Source organism: Arthrobacter sp. SLBN-112, assembly GCF_030944625.1.
GTDB lineage: Bacteria > Actinomycetota > Actinomycetes > Actinomycetales > Micrococcaceae > Arthrobacter.
Genome location: NZ_JAUSXY010000001.1, coordinates 2,892,027 through 2,911,587, shown reverse-complemented (window position 1 = coordinate 2,911,587; position 19,561 = coordinate 2,892,027). Strand labels below are relative to the sequence as shown.

Below are 19,561 nucleotides of genomic sequence, written 5' to 3'. Positions count from 1 at the left end.
ATCAGAGGCCCTTCCCGGTAACCCCGGGAAGGACCTTGCTGATGTGACTGGCCTACACCGCTGCCGATGGCCCGTCAGGGCGCATGCTTTCCCACTAATAGCTGCTGTACGTCAGCTTCACTTTGCCGTTCTCCAGGGAGACATTGGCACTCATGGACACCGAGGTTGTATCCGTTACCGGCTTCCATTCAGCTGTTCCGAAACCGTATGAGTTGTCCCTTTCATAGCTGACTGTCGCTTTCCCTGGAGCCTGTGTACGAATACGCCAAGGGGAAGATCCATAGGGATCCTTGCTCATGCTGAACGTAGGTTTCGTTGTGAGTGTCCAGTGGAAGTTCCGTGAATAGCGCGAGGAACTGTAGTTCTCGAGCGGGCAATTGGCCGGCTGGGCCTCGGTGGACTTCACACACTCGGCAAGATATGCGTCGATCTGCGCCATGGCTTCGGACTTCAGGGCGTCAGAGGCGTCCACCTTGAGGCTGGCGGTCGGTGGCGCCTGAGCGGCACCGATGGTCACTAGCGCGGTTGACTTCTGTGCGGTCAGATACTTTTCTGAAGACGGCAATTCCACGGTATACTCGCCAGGCAAAGCGGGGTAACTCAGGTTGGATGAACCGGAAACGCTGCCGGCAAGGTCGACGTCGAGTTCCTGGCCATTGACCAATACGGTCTTCACCGGGGTGTCCGAGGTGATGCGAAGACTCTGAAGCGGGGACGACTCCATCTTCCAGTGATCGTCCAGAAATTCAGGGTTCGACTTGCGGAGGCTGAAAGTGCTCTGCTGCTTGCGACCGTCCTGGTGCACGTCGGCAACTACCGTGGCGTTGTCCTCGGAGATCTTCGTGGAAACAATTTCGAAGCCGTCAATGCGTTTGCCGGCCTTGGCGTAAATCTGGTCCGAAAGCAGGACCCTTTGATCGTTGGCGAGACCGGGATCGGCCATGACCATCGCTTTGGAAGCTTCGCCGTTCTGAAGCGCCTGGAGATAGCTGTTCACGGCCTTATCGGGCCCGTTGTTGCCCTTGATGACGTTGACGGTGACGATTGCGCCTACGCCCAGGACGATCACAAGGCCGACTGATCCCAGGATGAGTCCAAGCTTGCGTTTCGTGGGAGCGGACATCGGCTCCCGCGGCGCCGGCGCAGGATGGTCGCCAGCGGCTGCATACGCGCTTGGAACAGCAGCCGGCCCAGTTGCAGTCGGCGCAGTCGCAGCCGGATGAGCGGGAGCGATCTTGTAAGCGATAGCCAAGGGGACATACCTGCTCAGCTGTGGTGCAGCATAGCGAGCTGACGCCTCCGTCGCACCGCCCCAAAGCATCAAGAAGAACGGGGTCCACCACGCCAGCGTCATGCTGCCGGCGCCCGACGCGAGCGAACCTGCGTCAAACGTACCGGTAACACTGCTGAGCCAGGTCATCAGCGTTCCGGCAACGAGGAATGCGGCGGGAAGCATCGCCCAGTCCGTGATCTTGTTGCCGACCAGCGGTCCGCGGCGCAGGTACCAGAACACGGAAGTTACCAGGATTGAAATCAGCGCCAAGAGCAGCAGCAGCCAGCCGGCCCAGCCCGGGATGCCGTACTGGGCCAGGGCACTTCCGAAGCCGAAGCTGATGTCTGAACCTGAAGTGTTCGACGATGAAGCCACTGCGGAGCCGAAATTCCAGCTGCGGCTGACAGCACTGAGGTGACCCAGGCCGAACATAAAGAAGCCCGCCGTCGGTGCCCATAGCGGAGCCGAGAGAGTAGCCTGCCAGCCGGACTTGATGCCCAGGACAACCACGACAACGGGGATGGCAACGGCCAAAAATACGCCGCAGTGCACAGCAACGGCTTCAAAAGCCCGGCGAACTGCTGCGCGTACCCCAACACCTGTAGCGGCACGGGGCCGGACAGATGCCCGCCCTGCGAAAGTTGCGAGCACTCCGCTTGCCAACGCAAACAGGACCGAACCAAGTGTCACTGCCCCGATCGGGCTGATCTTCACGCTGGGTACAGGAAACGATATGCCGAAGACCGCCCCGCTGATATTGACCAGGAGAGTGAAGACCAGGCCCGATACTGCTGCCTGGATCCAGGTCCCGGCTGTTCCGGCTGCCGATTGGGCTGAGGACCGTTTCGCGGCGAACCGCCCACCGAGAAACAGCACCGCGAGCGACACAGCCGTCAGCAGCAAGGGAAGAGCGAAGAAGGAAGCTGATCCGTGCACGTTCCCCATGAACGGGATGGTCGCGTCGATGCTTGAACCGAGAGCGCCAAGCTGGCTCATGACGACCAGTTGGACGGCCAACTGGCCCATCAGGGACCACGGCGACGGCGTTGAGCCACCACTGGGGAGCATGGAATTTGATGGTATTTCGGTGTTGCCGCCGTTACTAGCGCTGATACCGATCAGCGCCAAAATCAGGAAAAGGATTGCGGTAATCAGAACCGCTACATAAGAAATGGCCCCGACCAGGGCCCCGGGAATCAAAGTCTTGTAATCGAAAGACTTCAGAAGTGTGGATGCCGCTCCAGCGCCCGTCTTAGGTCCTGGATGGCCAGCGGTCCCTGCGCCGGCAGCGGGCGGCCTGCCAGGCGCCTCATTGATTGGGTCGGATGGTCCGGTCTGCGGATAATGCGATTCAGTCACAACAATTTCCCCCTAATTGTGGTTGCGTTCTCATGGTGCCACAGCCTGAATATTGTTACGCGGGGAATCCCGTACCTTGTGGATTTCCTCGGCATCCGCCGTTGCACCGTCTCGGCCGCGATGTTGGGACCCTCGCGGTTTAGGTGCCTTGGGTGGATCGAATCGCGTTGATACCCCGAAGGCCTGATTCCCGCGGCTCTGGAGTTACGTCCCGCCAGGAGGAAACGTTGAACGCCGGAGCGCGGGTTTAGCGCTTTTGCGCAGCCGGGATTGAGGATTGCTTCCTGCGGATTTAGTGCGGTACCCGGGGCCGCCGTGTCCGTACCTGAGCGCCACGCTGCAGCTATGGCGGACCCGCTGCATCCGCGTTGCGAGCAGTTCGACCACCGCTTCTGCCACCGAATGTGCCTCCGTGATCCTTCGGATGAGCCGGCGTGGCCGCGCGGCCGCCCAGACCAAGGCGAACGTGAGAACTGACAGCAGCAGCATGGACAGCAGGCCTGGGACTCCTTCCGGCCAGGGCAAGGCGGATGCCGGCAGTTGGGCAGCAAACCTTGCCGTTGCGGCAACGCCCGAACTGAAGGTCCCCGCCACGGCAATCAGCACCGTAGCGGCCCAGGGCAGCAAGGCAACCAGGGGCACTGCCGCGGTCCCCAGCAGGGTTACCGGAGCCACCAGGGGCGAGGCCACCACATTGGCCAGCAGGGCATACGTAGCGAACTGGGGCTGCAACAGGACGATGACCGGCCCGCACAGCAACTGTGCGGACAGCGGAACGGCAACCGAGGCGGCCAGCCACCGCGGCACCACCACGGGAATCCAGTCGATGATCCGCCGGCCCAGGAGAATAATTCCGAGCGTGGCCAGCACCGATAGCAGGAAGCCGACGCTGGTTCCAAGTGCGGGGTCGAACAGCAGGAGCCCGATAACTGCCAAGCAGAGGAAGCTCAAACCTCGTCCCGAGCGTCCCCCGGCCAGGGAGGCCACCCCGATGGCACCCATCAGTGCCGCGCGCAGCACGCTGGCGTCAGGACCCACAAGCACCACGAACAATGCCAGTCCGGCAAGGGCCACTCCTGCGGCCGGGGCACGGGGCAACCGGAACCGCCGGCACAGCACCAGCAATGCCCCCAGCACCAGGCTGCAGTTGGCCCCGCTCACTGCGGTCAGGTGAGTCATGCCCACCAATTTCATTGCGTTGGCCAATCCTTGATCCAAGGCACTGGTGTCTCCGGTGACCATCCCCGGCAGGAGCCCGCGGGCGTCCGGTTCCAGGAAGGACGCAGCCGATACGAAGCGGCCGCGGAGCTCCCTTGCAGACTCCTGCAGGACTGGACCAGCCGTGGACCGTGCGGGAGCAGTGGAGGCCGCCAGGTTCCCCGCCTCCGTGCGTCCCGGGTCCGCGGGCCGCAGCTTGCCCGCGGCACGCAGGGTTTGTCCGGGCACCACCGAACCCCAGTCCTGTCCGCCCATGATGACAAGCGGTGCCCGGGTCCGGATTCGCACCCCTCCTGTCGAGACTTCCTGGGTCACCACCGGCACCGACCATCGTTCCGCCGCTCCCCCCGGCCCGGTCACAGCACGCGGGCTCCCGGCCACCTCGACGACAGCAACGACCGATCTGCCTGCCGTGATCGCCTCGGCCAACGGCCCGTCAAAACGCTGGGCTGAGCCTGCTGCCGAATGCGCGGCGGCAGCAGCAGCAAGCATCAGGGAGACACCGACGGCGGCCGCCAAGCTCCGTCCCCGGGCCTTCCGGCGCGGTGTGGCCCGGACCCCGCGCACGTTGGCACGCTTGCGCCGGCGGCGCTGGAGATAAAGACAGCCGCCGCTGCGGCCAGGGCGGCGCACAGCAGTGCCAAGGACGCGGGTGGCAACCAGATCCCCGCCACCGCGCCTCCCCACACCAGGACTGCCGGGAGGGCGAGCCGGAGATCGGTGCGGCGCCGGGCTCCGACGGAACCGGAATCCCCCTCCGCCGAGGCGTCGGCCGCAGGCGCTAGGCGCTTCCGCACGAAATCGGCGCACCGGGTCCAGTACCCGTGGAGGGCCCGCCGTTGACGTGGGCGGAGCGTGGCCGTTCGTGATGGTCCCGCGGTTCCTGAGGGCGCCGGGCCCTGCATGCGCCCTGGCGGCTCCGCTGCTTCTCCCCGGACAGCCGATTCCACGAACCTGCTCCAGGGGCTGCCCTGTCTGCCGCCGGCATGGCGGTCCTCCGGCGTTCCGGGCCCGGTTTCGCTGCCACGCACCCCCATGTCAGACCGTCACCAGGGGCAGCAGCGACTCAAGCATTTTGGGCCCGACGCCATCCACCGCGTCCAGCTCCTCGGCACTCTTGAACGGGCCATGTTCCTTTCGCCAGTCCACGATCCGCTGGGCGAGCACGGGACCGACCTTGGGCAGCGTGTCCAGCTCCGCTACACCGGCGGTGTTGAGGTTAATCTTCCCCCCGGACTGGCCGGGCCCGGCCGCCTCGCCGGTGGTGTCCGAACCATCGGCGCCTGCTGTCCCGGAGTGGGTAGATGGTGGCTCCCCAATCCGCGGGACATGGATCTTTTGTCCATCTTCAATGACAAGTGCGAGGTTTAGCCGGTTCACGTCGGCCTCGGCTACGGGACCGCCCGCAGCAGCGATGGCGTCGTCAACGCGGCTGCCCTGCCGCAAACGGATTACCCCGGGGTTGGCCACGGCCCCGGCCACATGCACCACCACCAGGCCACCGGACACGGCCCCGCCGGAATCTGGGGACAATTCCTGCGGGCCCTCCGCAGCACCCGCAGCTGTGTCCTCCGGCGTTGCGTGGCTCCTACCGGAGGCCACTCCGCTCAGCGGCAGGATTTCGGGGGCTACGGCTCCCGCCTGCCACCAGAACCAGGCTCCCGCTGCCGCGGCCACAGCGGCCAACAGCGCGGCGACGCGCAGTCCAACCCGCCACCTGACCCGTGGGGACGTGCCCCTCCCGCCGCCGGAACCGGGCTCCGTGCCGGTCTGGTCAGGTTGTCCGGTGCCCCGGTACTCAAAACCATCCGGATCCGGACCATCCTGCAGAAGGCCGGGTGGTCCCCCACCCAGCGCGGACCGCAGCCTGTCCCTCGCATGCCGCGCCTGCTGACCTGCTGCTCCAGCATCCCGGCGTGACATAGCTCCACCCTAGGAAGCCTTGCCGCCGGGTGGCACACAGCAAAGCTCCTATGTGGAAAGGTTCCCGCCGCCGGTTCCCCTGCCGACAATGACGGCAAGCACACCGAGTCCGGCGTGGGCTGCAAGGACCGCTGGGAGAGAGCTGATCTGGGCAGGAGGGCAGTCGGGCAAAGCCACCGCCAGCCTGGCGGCGAGCCCGTCCGCTTCCGTCTGGTTTCCAAAGTGATGGACGGCCAGGCGTACGGATTCACCAGGGCGGGGTACCGCTTCCGCCGCGACGATTTCCTCCAGCCGGGCGACGGCACGCGCGGCTGAACGCACCCTTTCCAACGGGACGATCCTGCCGCCGTCGACCGCCAGGATGGGTTTGATGGCAAGCATGGTGCCAACGAGCGACGCCGCGGCGCCGATGCGTCCGCCACGCCGCAACTGTTCCAGGCTGGGAACGTAGAAGAAAACCCTGGTCCGGGCTGCCTGTGCGCGAGCCGCCGCCGCCACGTCGGCACACCCTGCACCGGCTGCCGCGGCTTCCACCGCAGCCTGAACGGCCATCCCCTCGGCCATGCCGACAGTCTCCGTGTCCACCACGTCAACCGGGATAGCCACCCTGGCCGCAGCGAGCCTGGCGGCGTCCGCGGTGCCGGAAAGTTCACCGGAGATGTGGACTGACACCACGGCCTCGAATCCCCGTTGTTCAGCTGCCCGGTAAGCCTGCTCGAACTGGCCCGGTGATGGGCGGGATGTTTTGACTCCGGTACCCGAGGCCAGGGCCACGGCGATGGTCTCCAGGATGTCGTCTTCGCCTTCGCCGTAGATCTCCGCCCCCACCATAACGGGCATCGGTACGACAGTAAGGATTCCGTCGTGGGCAAGTCCAGCCAGGTAGGCGGCCGGCAGGGCGGCCGCGGAATCCGTGACGACGGCGGTGCGGACCGCGGCGCCGGAGCCCGGACGCACGGTCCCGGGACGGGCAGAGGGCCTCAGGGCCGACAGCCGGGAGCGGACCCACGGCCAGGCGGCGGCATTACTGTCGGGCAAGGGGCCTCCTGATCACGGTGCCCGGCTCAGGCAGCACCGGCCGCCGGAAAATCTCCGGCGGCCGGTGGGTACTGCGGGTGCAGCGGTTAGGCCGGAACGATGTTGACCAGCTTAGGCGCACGGACGATGACTGTTCGGATGCCCCGGCCGTCAAGGGCACGCTGGACATTCACGGACGCCAGAGCCAGCTCGCGCAGCTGGTCCTCGGAAACATCCGGAGACACCTCCAGCCGGTCCCGCACCTTGCCCTGCACCTGGACAACGGCAGTGACAGTGTCCTGGACCAGGAGGGCAGGATCGTGTGCCGGCCAGCCGGCGTTCGCTACTGATGCCGGGTGGCCCAGCAGGTTCCACATGTCCTCGGCCGTGTACGGCGCGAACAGGCTGAGGATCACGGCCACAGCCTCGGTGGCCTCGCGGACGGCGGGGTCAGCTGCTCCGGCGCCGGAGTCGATCGCTTTGCGGGTGGCATTGACCAGTTCCATCAGTTTGGCCACCACAACGTTGAACTTGTTGGCGTCCAGCAGCTCGGCGGCGTCGGCGATGGTGCGGTGCGTTACCGAACGCAGGGCACGGTCTCCCGTGGTGGCGTCCACGCCGGGCGCGCTGGTGACGTCCTGGGCCAGGCGCCAGGCGCGGGCCAGGAACTTGGCAGAGCCCGACGGGGAGACGTCGGCCCAGTCAACGTCGTCCTCCGGCGGGGAGGCGAAGACCATGGTCAGCCGGACCGCGTCCACGCCGAACTTGTCCAGCTGCTCACCGAGGTCAACGCCGTTGCCCAGTGACTTGCTCATGGCCTTGCCGCCGTTGAGCACCTGCCCCTGGTTGAGGAGGGCACTGAACGGTTCGTCGGCGTCGATCATGCCCAGGTCGTGGATGACCTTGGTGAAGAAGCGGGCGTACAGCAGGTGGAGGATGGCGTGCTCCACGCCGCCGACGTACTGGCCGACGGGCATCCAGTCGTTGATCTTCTGCGGGTCGAAGGGACCTTCGGTGTACTGCGGCGAGACGAACCGCAGGAAGTACCAGGACGAGTCAACGAACGTATCCATGGTGTCCGTATCGCGCTTGGCCGGGCCGTGGCAGGAGGGGCACTCGACGTTGACCCATGCTTCGACGGCGGCCAGGGGCGACGTGCCCTTCGGGGCCAGGTCCTCGCCGCGGAGGTCCGACGGCAGCGTCACCGGCAACTGCTCGTCCGGGACAGGAACTTCCCCGCAGGACGGGCAGTGGATGATGGGGATCGGCGTGCCCCAGAACCGCTGGCGGCTCAGCAGCCAGTCGCGCAGCCGGAAGTTCACGAACTTCTCGCCGGTGCCCTGCTCTTCGAGGATCCTGATCGCGGCCGGGATGGCCTCAGCCTTGGCCAGCCCGTCCAGCTCACCGGAGTTGATCAGGGTGCCCTCCCCCGCTGTGGCGGTGCCGGAGACGGCGGGGTCCTCTTCGCCGGTGTCCAGGACGGCGCGGACGGGCAGGTCGAAGGTCTTGGCAAAGTCCAGGTCGCGCTGGTCGTGGGCGGGCACGGCCATGATGGCGCCCGTGCCGTAGTCGGCCAGGACGTAGTCGGCGGCCCAGACGGGCAGCTTTTCCCCGTTGAGCGGGTTGATGGCGTACCGGCCGGTGAAGACGCCGGTCTTCTCCCGTTCCGTGGACTGCCGTTCGATCTCAGAGAGGGCCTTGACCTTCTCGCGGTACTCGTCCAGGGCGGCGGCGTGCTCTTCCGTGACGAGTTCGACGGCGAGTGGCGCGTCAGCGGCCACCACGAAGAAGGTTGCCCCGTACAGGGTGTCCGGGCGGGTGGTGAAGACCGTGACGTCCTTGGCGGGCTTGCCGCCGTCGGCCTCGATGACGAAGTTGACGTGGGCGCCCTCGGACCGACCGATCCAGTTCTTCTGCATGGCCAGCACGCGCTCAGGCCAGTGGCCGCGGAGCTCGTCCATGTCGTCCAGCAGCCGGTCTGCATAGTCGGTGATCTTGAAGTACCACTGGTTCAGGGACTTCTTGGTGACCGTGGTACCGCAGCGCTCGCAGGCGCCGTTGACCACCTGCTCGTTGGCCAGGACGGTCTGGTCCTTGGGGCACCAGTTGACCGGGGAGTCTTTCCGGTAGGCAAGGCCGCGCTCGTAGAAGCGCTTGAACAGCCACTGCGTCCACCGGTAGTACTCGGGGTCGGACGTGTGCAGGCGCCGGGACCAGTCAGCGGAGATCGCGTACCGCTTGAACGAGGCTGCCTGGGTGTCAATGTTGGCGTAGGTCCACTCACTGGGGTGGGCGTTGCGCTTGATGGCGGCGTTTTCCGCGGGCAGGCCAAAGGAGTCCCACCCGATCGGGTGCAGGACGTCGTAGCCCTTCTGGCGGAGGTACCGGGCCACGACGTCGCCCATGGCGAACGCCTCGGCGTGTCCCATGTGCAGGTCGCCGGACGGGTACGGGAACATGTCCAGCACGTAGCGGCGTTCCCGGGACCCGTCGTCCACCGGGGTGAAGACCTTGAGGTCTTCCCACACCTGGGGCCATTTGGCCTCCATGGCGGTGAAACTGTAGGTGCCCTCTTCAGGCTCTGCCGATACTGTTGTTCCGGTCTCTGTCTCCGGCTGAACGCCCACTGCTGCCCTTTTCTGTTCTGTTACGGCATCGGTGCTGCCATAACGGCCTGATCCTCCTGCTGACGGCCCGGCGGCATGCCCCGGACACACAAAAGCCCCTCACCATGGAGGGGCTGCCGCTCAGCTGTCACGTCTGGGACAGCCGGCGGCTAACTAAGCAGAAGGATCGCACGCATGGATCTACTTTAGCGCACAGGCACCCCGCGCGCCGCAGCCCGGCCCATGGCCCGTTGCTTTACTCCGCGGGAACGCGCATGATCGTCCCAAACATGCGGAGGCGGCGTGCAATGCCAGATCCAGAAACCGGTACTTTCGCCGAAGGGGAACCGCTCTCCCTTTGGCTGGCATCCGCGGGGACCACGGCCTACCCGGAGCTGAGCGGATCACTTGACGTTGATACGGCGGTGATCGGAGGCGGTATCGCCGGTCTCACCGCTGCGCTGGCCCTCAAGCGTTCTGGCCGGACCGTGGCTGTCCTTGAGGCGGGCAGGATCGGAACGGGCGTCAGCGGCCACACCACCGGGAAAGTGACTTCCCTGCACCGCCTTGCCTATACGGCCCTTGAGCGCAGTCACGGCAAAGCTGCCGCCAGGATCTATGGGCTGGCCAACCAAGCGGCCGTCGAGCACATCGCAGACCTGGTGGCGCAGGAGAACATCGCTTGTGGGTTCCGCCGAGTACAGAACTATACGTTCGCAGAAGACGACCGGACCCTCCCCGCCGTACGGGAAGAAGCCGCCTTGGCCGCCAGCCTGGGCCTTCCGGCCACTTTCACGGCCGACGTTCCCCTTCCGTTCCGGGCAGCCGGCGCGGTCCGGTTTGAGGGTCAGGCCCAGATGCATGCCGTGCAGTACCTCCAAGGCCTGGCAGCTGCAGTGGACGGAGGAGGCAGCTTCGTTTTTGAAGGGACGCGCGTACTGGGACTGCGCGAGCGCACGACTGTGGCCGTGGCTGCAAGTCACGGAACAGTGCTGGCCAGCGATGCCATTGTGGCGACCAATGTCCCTTTCGGCGACCACGGCCGGTTCGCCGCGCTGTGCCGGCCGCACCGTTCATATATTGTGGCAGCGCCGGTGGCAGGCCCTCCCCTGGACGCCACCTTTATCAGTGCCGGCGAGCCTATGCGCTCCCTGTTGACGGTGGGGCTTGGCGGGGTGACGTACCTGCTGACCGGAGGTGAGGGACACCCCACCGAAGAACAGGTGGATCCGGCGCCGCGCTATGCAGCGCTCGCCGGCTATGCGCACAGCCGTTTCGGGGCTGCGGCCGTGGCGTACCGCTGGTCCACCCAGGACGCCATACCCAAGGACGGGCTGCCCTACGTGGGGCCCTTGAACGCAGACAGCCGGCATGCCTTCGTCATTACCGGCCTGCGCAAGTGGGGCCTGACCAACGGCACCGCCGCCGCCCTGATTGTGGCGGACCTCCTCAACGGGACGCCGAATAAGTGGGCTTCCCTGTTCGACAGCAACCGCGCGGCATTAGCACCCGGGACCCGGGAAGCAGGAGGGACTGGACCGGCACGGCCCAAAGATGCAGTATCGCCGGGCGCCTCCCGGATGCGAATTGCGGAGTTGGCATCCGGCGACGGCATGGTGGTTGACACCGAGGGAGGCAGCACGGCCTGCTTCAGAGACGACGCCGGCGAGATCCACGCCGTGTCTGCCGTCTGCACGCACCTCGGCTGCACCGTCGGATTCAACCGGCGCGACCGCACCTGGGATTGTCCCTGCCACGGCTCCCGGTTCGATGTGGAGGGCAAGGTCATCCAGGGGCCGGCCACAGAGGACTTGCCGCCACGCACCGCATCCTGATGCCGCGCAACAACACCGACCCTTGGCTGGAAACCGGTCCCTGAATGGCGGCCCACCACGGAAAGGGCCGCCCCGCCGGATATCGGCCGGGCGGCCCCAGAGGCTAAAGGCGCTACCTCACGTCCTCGTCAACCCAGTCCATGGACTTGGTGACGGCCTTCTTCCAGAGGCGCAGCTGGCGGTCCTGCTCGGCCTGCTCCATCTGCGGTTCCCAGCGCTTGTCCTCTGACCAGTTGGCCGAGCACTCGCCGAGGTCCTTCCAGAAGCCAACGGCAAGGCCTGCCGCGTACGCGGCGCCCAGCGCCGTCGTTTCCACGACCTTGGGCCGGATTACCGGGACGCCCAGAATGTCTGCCTGGAACTGCATGAGGGCGTCGTTGGCAACCATGCCGCCGTCGACCTTCAGCTCACTCAGCGGGACGCCGGAGTCCGCGTTGACGGCGTCAAGCACCTCGCGGGTCTGGAACGCGGTGGCTTCCAGGGCCGCCCGGGCAATGTGGTTCTTGTTGACGAAGCGGGTCAGGCCGACGATCGCGCCGCGGGCGTCCGAGCGCCAGTACGGAGCGAAGAGTCCGGAGAACGCAGGCACGATGTAGACGCCGCCGTTGTCCTTCACCGCGGCGGCCAGGGTCTCCACCTCGGGGGCGCTGCTGATCATGCCCAGGTTGTCACGCAGCCACTGGACGAGTGAGCCGGTGACGGCGATGGACCCTTCCAGGGCGTAGTGCGGCTTGGCGTCGCCCAGCTTATAGCCCACGGTGGTGAGCAGCCCGTTCTTCGAGTGGACGATTTCCTCGCCCGTATTGAAGATCAGGAAGCAGCCCGTGCCGTAGGTGTTCTTGGCTTCGCCCGCGTCGAAGGCGACCTGGCCGAACGTGGCGGCCTGCTGGTCACCAAGGATGCCCGCCACCGGCGTTTCCCGCAGCAGCTGCGAGCTGTGGACGGTGCCGTAAACCTCGGACGAGGACTTGATCTCCGGCATCATGCTGCGCGGCACGCCGAAGATGCCCAGGATTTCGTCGTCCCATTGCAGGGTTTCGAGGTCCATGAACAGTGTGCGGGATGCGTTGGTGACGTCCGTGACGTGGACACCGCCGTCCACGCCGCCCGTCAGGTTCCACAGGACCCAGGCGTCGGTGTTGCCGAAGGCCAGATCCCCGGCTTCAGCCTTTTCACGGGCGCCGTCGACGTTGTCCAGGATCCATTTGATCTTGGTACCGGAGAAGTAGGTTGCCAGTGGCAGCCCCACCTTTTGCTTGAAGCGGTCCCCGCCGCCGTCCTTGGACAGTTCATCAACGATGTCCTGTGTGCGGGTGTCCTGCCACACGATCGCGTTGTAGACCGGCTTGCCGGTGGTCTTGTCCCACACCACAGCAGTTTCGCGCTGGTTGGTGATGCCGACGGCGGCAATATCGTGCCGCGTCAGGTTCGCCTTGGAGAGGGCGGAACCAATGACCTCACGGGTGTTGTTCCAGATTTCCGTGGCGTCGTGCTCCACCCAGCCGGCCTGCGGGAAGATTTGCTCGTGTTCCATCTGGCCGGAGGAGACAATGGCGCCGCTGTGGTCGAAGATGATGGCGCGGGTGCTGGTGGTGCCCTGGTCGATGGCGATTACGTACTGGTTCATGATGACGTCCTTGTCCGGTTTGTTGATCTGTCGTGTGGGTTCAGGATGCTGCGGTGACAATGATGGGGACTACGCTGGCCACGAGGCCACCGAGTGCGCCGCCGATCAACGGTCCGACGACGGGCACCCAGGAGTAAGCCCAGTCGCTGGAACCCTTGTCCTTGATGGGAAGTACTGCGTGGGCGATGCGGGGCCCGAGGTCACGGGCCGGGTTGATGGCGTAGCCGGTGGGGCCGCCGAGGGATACGCCGATGCCCACCACGAGCAGCGCGACGGCGAGCGGGCCGAGGCCGGAGGGGGTGCCGCCCAAAGTCAGGATGACGAAAACCAGAACGAAAGTTCCGATGATCTCGGTGATCAGGTTCCAGGGAGTAGAGCGGATGGCGGGGCCGGTAGAAAAGGTTCCCAGCTTGCCGGCGGCCTCGGGTTCGTCATCGAAGTGCTGCTTGTATGCCAGCCAGCAGACCACTGCGCCGAGGAATGCGCCCACCATCTCGCCCCCGAAGTAGGTGAGGGTGGAGGCAAAATCCACCGCAACGCCGGGAGCGTATTCGGCCTTGCCGTTGAGGAGCAGGCCGAGGGTAACTGCGGGGTTCAGGTGTGCACCCGACTGGGCGGCGACGAAGACACCGCAGAACACGGCGATACCCCATCCCCAGGTAACCATCAGGAAACCGCCGCTATTGCCTTTTGTCCCCCGCAAGGCCACGTTGGCAACGACGCCGCAACCCAACAGGGTCAGCATGCCCGTGCCAAAGACTTCGGAGAGGAAGACTAATCCCAGAGACATCTTTGACTCCTTCCGTTTAGTTGGCGGTCCTCCGCAGGTGAAGGACCGCTGGGGCCGGGACGCTTGCGCGCCCCGGCCGACGGCCTGGCTCCTTAGGAAACCAGGCTGTGCGTTTCCACGCGGTGGAATCGCTGCAGCACGTCCTTGGCGTGCTTGATCTCTGCGGTACGCGTTGCGGCGTCCCACTTGAGCGGGCCGGCCAGCACCTCGGCCACCTCATTGAGCAGTTCGCCGGTGACGAGTCCACGGAAAGCCAGGGAAGTGCGCCGGATCAGGACATCCACCAGGTGGCCCACCTGTTCGTGTGCCGCCATGAATTCCAGTTCCCTGACGCTGAGCTCACGGGTGGAACGCAGCGGCCGGTCAGGGGCGGCGTCGAGGTACCCGATCACTTCTTCGGCCCGCGTTCCGTAGCGGGTCAGCAGCCCGGCGGTGCGGTCCGCGTCCCGGCCGGCAGCGATGTGCGCCTTGATCCATTTCTGGACACCCGCTTCATCGGCCGGGAAGCCTGCGCCTCCGCCGATGGGGAGTTGCGCCGTGGAAACCTTGCGCTGGACGCCGAGTTCGGCCAGGACATCGTTGGTCAGGTGCTCCGCAAGGGCCCGGAACGTGGTCCACTTGCCGCCCACCAGGCTGAGTACGACGGCGCCGCTTCCGTTCGTGCCGGAAGTGCGGCGTTCGATCCGGTAGTCGCGGGAGACGAAGCCCGGCTGCGTGGCGTCATGGCTGGGCAGCGGGCGTACCCCGGAGAACGTGTAGACGATGTGTTCCGGTGTCACATCGACGGACGGGAAGACGTGTCCGATCAGGTCAAAGAAGTAACGGATTTCGTCGTCGGTGCAGACGGCGTCCTCCGACATGTCGGCATCAACGTCGGTGGTGCCCACCAGAACCCGGTCGCCCATGGGATAGATGAGGACAATCCGGCCATCGGTGTGCTCAAAGAAGATTTCGCGGCCGCGGCAGGCAGCGAGGAGTCCAGGGTGGTCCAGTACGACGTGGGAGCCCTTGGTCCCGCCCATAAAGGACGAGGCCGCGCCCATCGCCTGGTTGGTGAGGTCCACCCATGCGCCGGTGGTGTTGATGATGATGTCAGCGGTGAAGTCGAATTCCTCACCGGTGAGCTCGTCCCGGAGGCGAACCGTGCTTCCGCGGCCGGTTCCCGGGTTGGGGACCGGCGACATGGACTGAAGCGACAGGTAGTTGCTGGCACGGGCCGTGTCACCCTGTGCGCTGGTGCCAGTCGCGTTGCCGGCGCGGCCGGCCTTTTCGCCGTCCTGGAGCACGTCGAGAGTGAGGCGCTCCGGGTTGTGGACGGAGGCGTCGAAGTAGGTGGCGGTGTACTTCACGTCCGGCCGCAGGTCGGGCAGTTCCTGGAGCGCTGCCTTGTGGGGGTGCGGAACTGGTGCCGCGGCACGGTTCCACCGTCCCTGGAAAACGAATCGTAGAGGCTCAGGCCGGCCTTGATCAGGAAGGCGCCGCGTTCCTTGGGCTTGCCCTGCTGCTTGTGGGTGAGGAACCGCAGGGGCGCAGACAGGATGCCGGAAAAGGTGCTGAATATCGGGATGGTGGTCTGCAGCGGCTTGACGTAGTGCGGGGCGATCTTCAGGAGGCGGTTCCGCTCCACCACTGACTCACGGACCAGGCGGAACTCGCCGTTCTCCAGGTAACGGATACCGCCGTGGATCATGTGCGACGACGCGCCGCTGGCGCCTTGGCAGTAGTCTCCGCGTTCCACGAGCGCGACATCGACGCCCTGGAGTGCCAGATCACGGAAGGTGCCTACTCCGTTGATGCCACCGCCCACCACTAGTACTTTGGCGTGTGGCCGGCGCCGGAGGTTGTGCACCGATGAACGTTCGGCCCCGGCTTTGGGGGCGCGGACAGACGGTTGGACAGCTGGTTCCTTGGGTCCCAAAACAAACTCCCTTGGGGCTTTGAATGATGCGGGCGCCGTGGCGCGCCGCCGTTCTGCTCTATTCTTTGGAGATATGGAAAATGGAGTCAAGGACTGTGCACAAACGTGCAGGGCGGAAGTGGGATGACACTTTCACGGGACGCAGATGCCCTCCGAGCTGCACAAATGTACTACCTGCAGGACCTCACCATGGATGCGATAGCCCGGGAATTGCGCACCTCCCGGTCCACGGTTTCGCGCCTGTTGTCCGCCGCCAGGGAGTCCGGCTTGGTGCAGATCCAGATTCGGAATCCGCTGGACACGGGGCCCGAACTGGAAGGGATGATCCGCCGCCGCTACAACCTGGATGTCCATGTTGTCCCCATCCTTGGGACGCTCAACGAGGCTGAAACCCTGGACCGCGTGGCCATGCAGGCCGCACGGACCATCGGCCCCCTGGTAGACTCCAACGCCATCATCGGCGTGGCCTGGGGATCCACCCTCAGTGCAGTCAGCCGGCACCTCACCAGGAAGATCACCCACGACAGCGTCATCGTCCAGCTCAACGGCGCGGGAAACATGCACACCACGGGTATTACGTATGCCAGCGACATCATGCGCAGGTTCGGCAGCGCCTACGGGGCACGGGTGGAGCAGTTCCCCGTCCCGGCCTTCTTCGACCACGCCGCCACCAAGACAGCCATGTGGAATGAACGCAGCGTGCAGCGCGTGCTGGAACTGCAGGCCAAGATGAGCATCGCCATCTTCGGGGTCGGCTCAGTACATGCCGACTATCCCAGCCACGTCTACGCCGGCGGATACCTCGACGAAGAGGACCTGAATGCCCTGGCCAACTCGGACGTAGTGGGGGACGTGGCCACCGTGTTCTTCCGGGCCGACGGTTCCTCCGACGGGATCGTCCTCAACGAGCGGTCCACCGGTCCGACACGTGCGCAGCTCCGCCAGGTGCGCCGCAGGATCTGCGTGGTCTCAGGTGTCTCCAAGATCAACGGCCTGCGCGGTGCCCTGGCAGCCAGGCTGGCCACCGACCTGATCCTGGACGAAGCCACCGCACGCCGACTTGTCGATTACGAAGGCCTGACCAGCTGAAGTGGGTAGAGTCGTTTCCATGAGAACCTCACCCCGGCTCAGCCTGAACAACGGCGTGCTGATCGACCAGCTTGGCTTTGGGCTGTACAAGGTGCCGGCGGCAGACGCCGAGGGCCTGGTGGCCACGGCTCTCGCCGCCGGCTACCGCCACTTCGACACCGCCGCCATGTACGGCAATGAGACCGGAGTTGCGCGTGGGATCAGTTCCCAGCTTGGCGACGGCACCGGCAGCGGCGGCTCCGGGGAGTTGTCCCCGTCCCTGGCCCGCGAAGACGTCTTCATCACCACCAAGGTGTGGAACGACCATCACGGCTACGACTCCACATTGCGGGCGTTCGACGATTCCATGGTCAACCTGGGCCTGGACTACGTGGACATGTACCTGATCCATTGGCCCTGCCCCCGCCGCGGGCTGTTCCCGGAAACATACCGCGCGCTGGAGACGCTCTACCGTGAGGGCCGCGTCCGTGCCATCGGCGTCAGCAATTTCCAGCCCGCCCATCTTGACCGGCTGCTGCAAAGCGCCGAAGTGGTTCCCGCCGTCAACCAGATCGAACTGCACCCCTGGCTGCAGCAGGAGGAGTTGCGCAGCAAGCACGCGGACCTGGGTATCCGGACTGAGGCGTGGAGCCCGCTTGGCCGCGGACAAGTGCTCGCCGATCCGGTCATCGAGGCCTGCGCTGCGGAGCACGGCAAGACCCCGGCACAGGTGGTCCTCCGCTGGCACATGCAGTTGGGAAATATTGCGATCCCCAAGGCCAGTTCGGAGGCCCGCATCCGGGAGAACCTGGACGTCTTCGGTTTCGACCTTTCCGAACGGGACCTGGCTGCAATCAACGCGTTGGACCGCGGGCAGCGTACCGGTTCCCATCCGGACAACGTCAACTAGGCGCGGGCATGGATACCGTGAACCCGGGGCCCTCCCCCGCGCCCGCATACCTGAGTGCCGGACTGGCAGGACGAACCTCGGCCGGCACCGTAAGCCTCAACGGCGGCACGGTCGCCTTCTGGACCTACGAGCCGCTGGAAGAGACGCCGGAGACCCGCACCATCCTGGTGGTCCACGGCTTTAGGGGTGACCACCACGGACTCCTGCGCGTCGCGGACCAACTGCCGGACATGCGGATCATCATGCCGGACCTGCCGGGCTTCGGCAGTTCGGACGCCTTCGCCCGGGACGAGCATTCGGTGAAGCGCTACGGGCAGTTCATCAGCGACTTCATGGCCGCCAGGGGGCTGGGTCCGGACACCGTGCTGCTGGGCCACTCTTTCGGATCGATCGTGGCAGCGCACTTTGTGGCCGGCAATCCCGGGGCAGTCCGCCCCCTGATCCTCATCAACCCCATCGCCGCCCCGGCACTGGAGGGACCCAAAGGCGCGATGACGCGGCTGGCCGTCCTGTACTACCGGCTGGCGGCAAAGCTCCCCCGCAAGCCCGGGCTGGCCCTGCTGCGCAACCGGATGATAGTGCGTGTCATGAGCGAGACCATGGCCAAGACACGTGACAAGGAACTGCGGGCGTTCATCCACGGCCAGCACCACGCGTACTTCAGTTCCTTCGCCGACCGCGACAGCCTGCTGGAGTCCTTCACGGTGTCGGTCTGCAACCACGTGGCCCAGGTGGCCGGGCAGCTGGACCTCCCCGTGCTGCTGGTGGCAGGCGAAAAGGACGAAATTGCCACGCTTCCCAGCCAGCAGCGCCTTCTGGCACTGCTGCCTGACGGGGAACTGAAGGTGATTCCCGGCGTCGGACACCTGATCCACTACGAAACGCCGGAGCCGGCCGCCCGCTATATCCGCAGCTTCCTGAAGGATCACCCCGCGTGAAGATTGTCATCGATGCCCGTTTTACCCGCACCGACCACCATGACGGCATCAGCCGCTACGGGGCCAGCCTGATCGCTGCGACGGCGAAAATCGCCGACGTCTCGATGCTGGTCTCGGACGTCCGGCAGCTCGCCCTCCTCCCGGATGTGCCCTACACACTGATCAGCAGCCCGCTCTCCCCTCTGGAGCTGTTCGTTGCCCGCAAGATCAACCGTCTCGGGGCGGACGTGGTGGTGTGCCCCATGCAGACCATGGGCACGTGGGGCAGGAAGTACGGCCTGATCCTGACCCTGCACGACCTCATCTACTATGAGCACCCCGCTCCCCCGGGATTCCTGCCGGCACCGGTCAGGCTGCTCTGGCGCCTCTACCACAAAGCGTTCTGGCCCCAGCGGCTGCTGCTGAACCGGGCCGACACCGTGGCCACCATCAGCCGGACCACGGAAGCGCTCATGACCAAGTACCGCCTGACCCGACGGCCGGTACGCATCATCGCCAACGCCCCCCAGCCGGCCCAGGTCCACCGCACCCCGGGCGACGGCGCGGACAAGACGATCATCTACATGGGCTCATTCATGCCCTACAAGAACGTGGAAACCATGGTGGCCGGCATGGCCGGATTGCCCGGCTACACCCTGCACCTGCTCAGCCGGATCAGTCCCCAACGCAGGGCGGAACTCGAAGGCCTGGTGCCGCCGGGCGCCTCCGTGGTGTTCCACAACGGCGTCACCGACGAGGAATATGACGGGCTGCTGCGGCGGGCCACCGCGCTGGTGAGCCTGTCCAGGGCCGAGGGGTACGGTCTCCCCCTCGTGGAGGCAATGGCCGTGGGGACACCCGTCATCGCCAGCGACATCCCGATCTTCCGCGAGGTGGGTGCGGACGCAGCCCTGTACGTGGACCCGGGCTCCCCCGAAGAGTTTGCCCGAGCCGTGGCGCGACTGCAGGATGACGGGCACTGGCAGGACATGTCGCGGCGTTCGGTGGCGCGGGCCGCTGAATTCAGCTGGGATGAATCAGCGCGGCAGTTAGTGGACGCGGCACACGAAGTCGTGGCCAACAGGCGGCGCTAACGGGCG

12 protein-coding genes and 1 pseudogene are annotated in these 19,561 nt (G+C 65.7%); 5 read left to right on the top strand and 8 right to left on the bottom strand.

From position 1 onward, the window contains the following. Nucleotides 1-94 precede the first annotated feature (94 nt). The 5 genes from QF050_RS13640 to leuS form a co-directional block, all read right to left on the bottom strand. Complete coding sequence (locus QF050_RS13640) at nt 95-2,632, bottom strand: hypothetical protein (protein ID WP_308930896.1); 2,538 nt, start codon at nt 2,630-2,632, stop codon at nt 95-97. A 204-nt stretch (nt 2,633-2,836) separates the two neighbouring features. After that, a complete protein-coding gene (locus tag QF050_RS13635; RefSeq protein WP_308930895.1) occupies nt 2,837-4,369 on the bottom strand; it encodes a ComEC/Rec2 family competence protein in 1,533 nt (510 codons plus the stop codon). Between the two features lie 519 nt (nt 4,370-4,888). Then, entirely contained in the window at nt 4,889-5,773 is an 885-nt protein-coding gene (locus QF050_RS13630; RefSeq protein WP_308930894.1) for a helix-hairpin-helix domain-containing protein, read from the bottom strand. A gap of 48 nt (nt 5,774-5,821) precedes the next feature. Continuing rightward, nucleotides 5,822-6,811 (bottom strand): DegV family protein, encoded by a 990-nt coding sequence (locus QF050_RS13625; RefSeq protein ID WP_308930893.1) that lies wholly within the window; start codon nt 6,809-6,811, stop codon nt 5,822-5,824. Between the two features lie 86 nt (nt 6,812-6,897). Further along, entirely contained in the window at nt 6,898-9,417 is a 2,520-nt protein-coding gene (leuS, locus tag QF050_RS13620) for a leucine--tRNA ligase (protein ID WP_308930892.1), read from the bottom strand. A 287-nt stretch (nt 9,418-9,704) separates the two neighbouring features. Here leuS and QF050_RS13615 point away from each other — a divergent pair, with 287 nt between their 5' ends. Beyond that, entirely contained in the window at nt 9,705-11,231 is a 1,527-nt protein-coding gene (locus QF050_RS13615; RefSeq protein ID WP_308930891.1) for an FAD-dependent oxidoreductase, read from the top strand. Nucleotides 11,232-11,343: 112 nt separating this feature from the next. Here the strand turns inward: QF050_RS13615 and glpK are convergent, their stop codons facing one another. The 3 genes and pseudogenes from glpK to QF050_RS13600 all read right to left on the bottom strand — a co-directional run bounded on the left by glpK (nt 11,344) and on the right by QF050_RS13600 (nt 15,566). Further along, nucleotides 11,344-12,858 carry a glycerol kinase GlpK gene (gene glpK, locus QF050_RS13610; RefSeq protein ID WP_308930890.1) on the bottom strand — a complete coding sequence of 505 codons (1,515 nt, stop codon included), beginning with the start codon at nt 12,856-12,858 and terminating at the stop codon, nt 11,344-11,346. A 40-nt stretch (nt 12,859-12,898) separates the two neighbouring features. Further along, nucleotides 12,899-13,648 carry an MIP/aquaporin family protein gene (locus tag QF050_RS13605; RefSeq protein ID WP_308930889.1) on the bottom strand — a complete coding sequence of 250 codons (750 nt, stop codon included), beginning with the start codon at nt 13,646-13,648 and terminating at the stop codon, nt 12,899-12,901. 92 nt (nt 13,649-13,740) lie between these two features. After that, nucleotides 13,741-15,566: pseudogene (locus QF050_RS13600) on the bottom strand (glycerol-3-phosphate dehydrogenase/oxidase). Between the two features lie 123 nt (nt 15,567-15,689). Here QF050_RS13600 and QF050_RS13595 point away from each other — a divergent pair. From QF050_RS13595 to QF050_RS13580, 4 genes are read left to right on the top strand one after another with little or no spacing between them, the layout of a single operon-like run. Then, on the top strand, nt 15,690-16,655 hold the full coding sequence (locus QF050_RS13595) for a sugar-binding domain-containing protein (protein ID WP_308930888.1): 966 nt from the start codon (nt 15,690-15,692) through the stop codon (nt 16,653-16,655). Between the two features lie 19 nt (nt 16,656-16,674). Beyond that, the gene (locus QF050_RS13590; protein ID WP_308930887.1) at nt 16,675-17,544 is read left to right on the top strand and encodes an aldo/keto reductase; all 870 of its coding nucleotides are present in this window, start codon (nt 16,675-16,677) and stop codon (nt 17,542-17,544) included. An 8-nt stretch (nt 17,545-17,552) separates the two neighbouring features. After that, a complete protein-coding gene (locus QF050_RS13585) occupies nt 17,553-18,482 on the top strand; it encodes an alpha/beta hydrolase (RefSeq protein ID WP_308930886.1) in 930 nt (309 codons plus the stop codon). Next, complete coding sequence (locus tag QF050_RS13580; RefSeq protein ID WP_308930885.1) at nt 18,479-19,555, top strand: glycosyltransferase family 1 protein; 1,077 nt, start codon at nt 18,479-18,481, stop codon at nt 19,553-19,555. The genes QF050_RS13585 and QF050_RS13580 overlap by 4 nt, the downstream gene beginning before the upstream one ends. Nucleotides 19,556-19,561 lie beyond the last annotated feature (6 nt).

What these genes read in the sequence shown, in the direction of transcription:
- QF050_RS13630 (WP_308930894.1), bottom strand. Translation starts at nt 5,773, where the DNA reads ATGTCACGCCGGGATGCTGGAGCAGCAGGTCAGCAGGCGCGGCATGCG.
- QF050_RS13615 (WP_308930891.1), top strand. Translation starts at nt 9,705, where the DNA reads ATGCCAGATCCAGAAACCGGTACTTTCGCCGAAGGGGAACCGCTCTCC.
- glpK (WP_308930890.1), bottom strand. Translation starts at nt 12,858, where the DNA reads ATGAACCAGTACGTAATCGCCATCGACCAGGGCACCACCAGCACCCGC.
- QF050_RS13605 (WP_308930889.1), bottom strand. Translation starts at nt 13,648, where the DNA reads ATGTCTCTGGGATTAGTCTTCCTCTCCGAAGTCTTTGGCACGGGCATG.
- QF050_RS13595 (WP_308930888.1), top strand. Translation starts at nt 15,690, where the DNA reads ATGACACTTTCACGGGACGCAGATGCCCTCCGAGCTGCACAAATGTAC.
- QF050_RS13590 (WP_308930887.1), top strand. Translation starts at nt 16,675, where the DNA reads ATGAGAACCTCACCCCGGCTCAGCCTGAACAACGGCGTGCTGATCGAC.
- QF050_RS13585 (WP_308930886.1), top strand. Translation starts at nt 17,553, where the DNA reads ATGGATACCGTGAACCCGGGGCCCTCCCCCGCGCCCGCATACCTGAGT.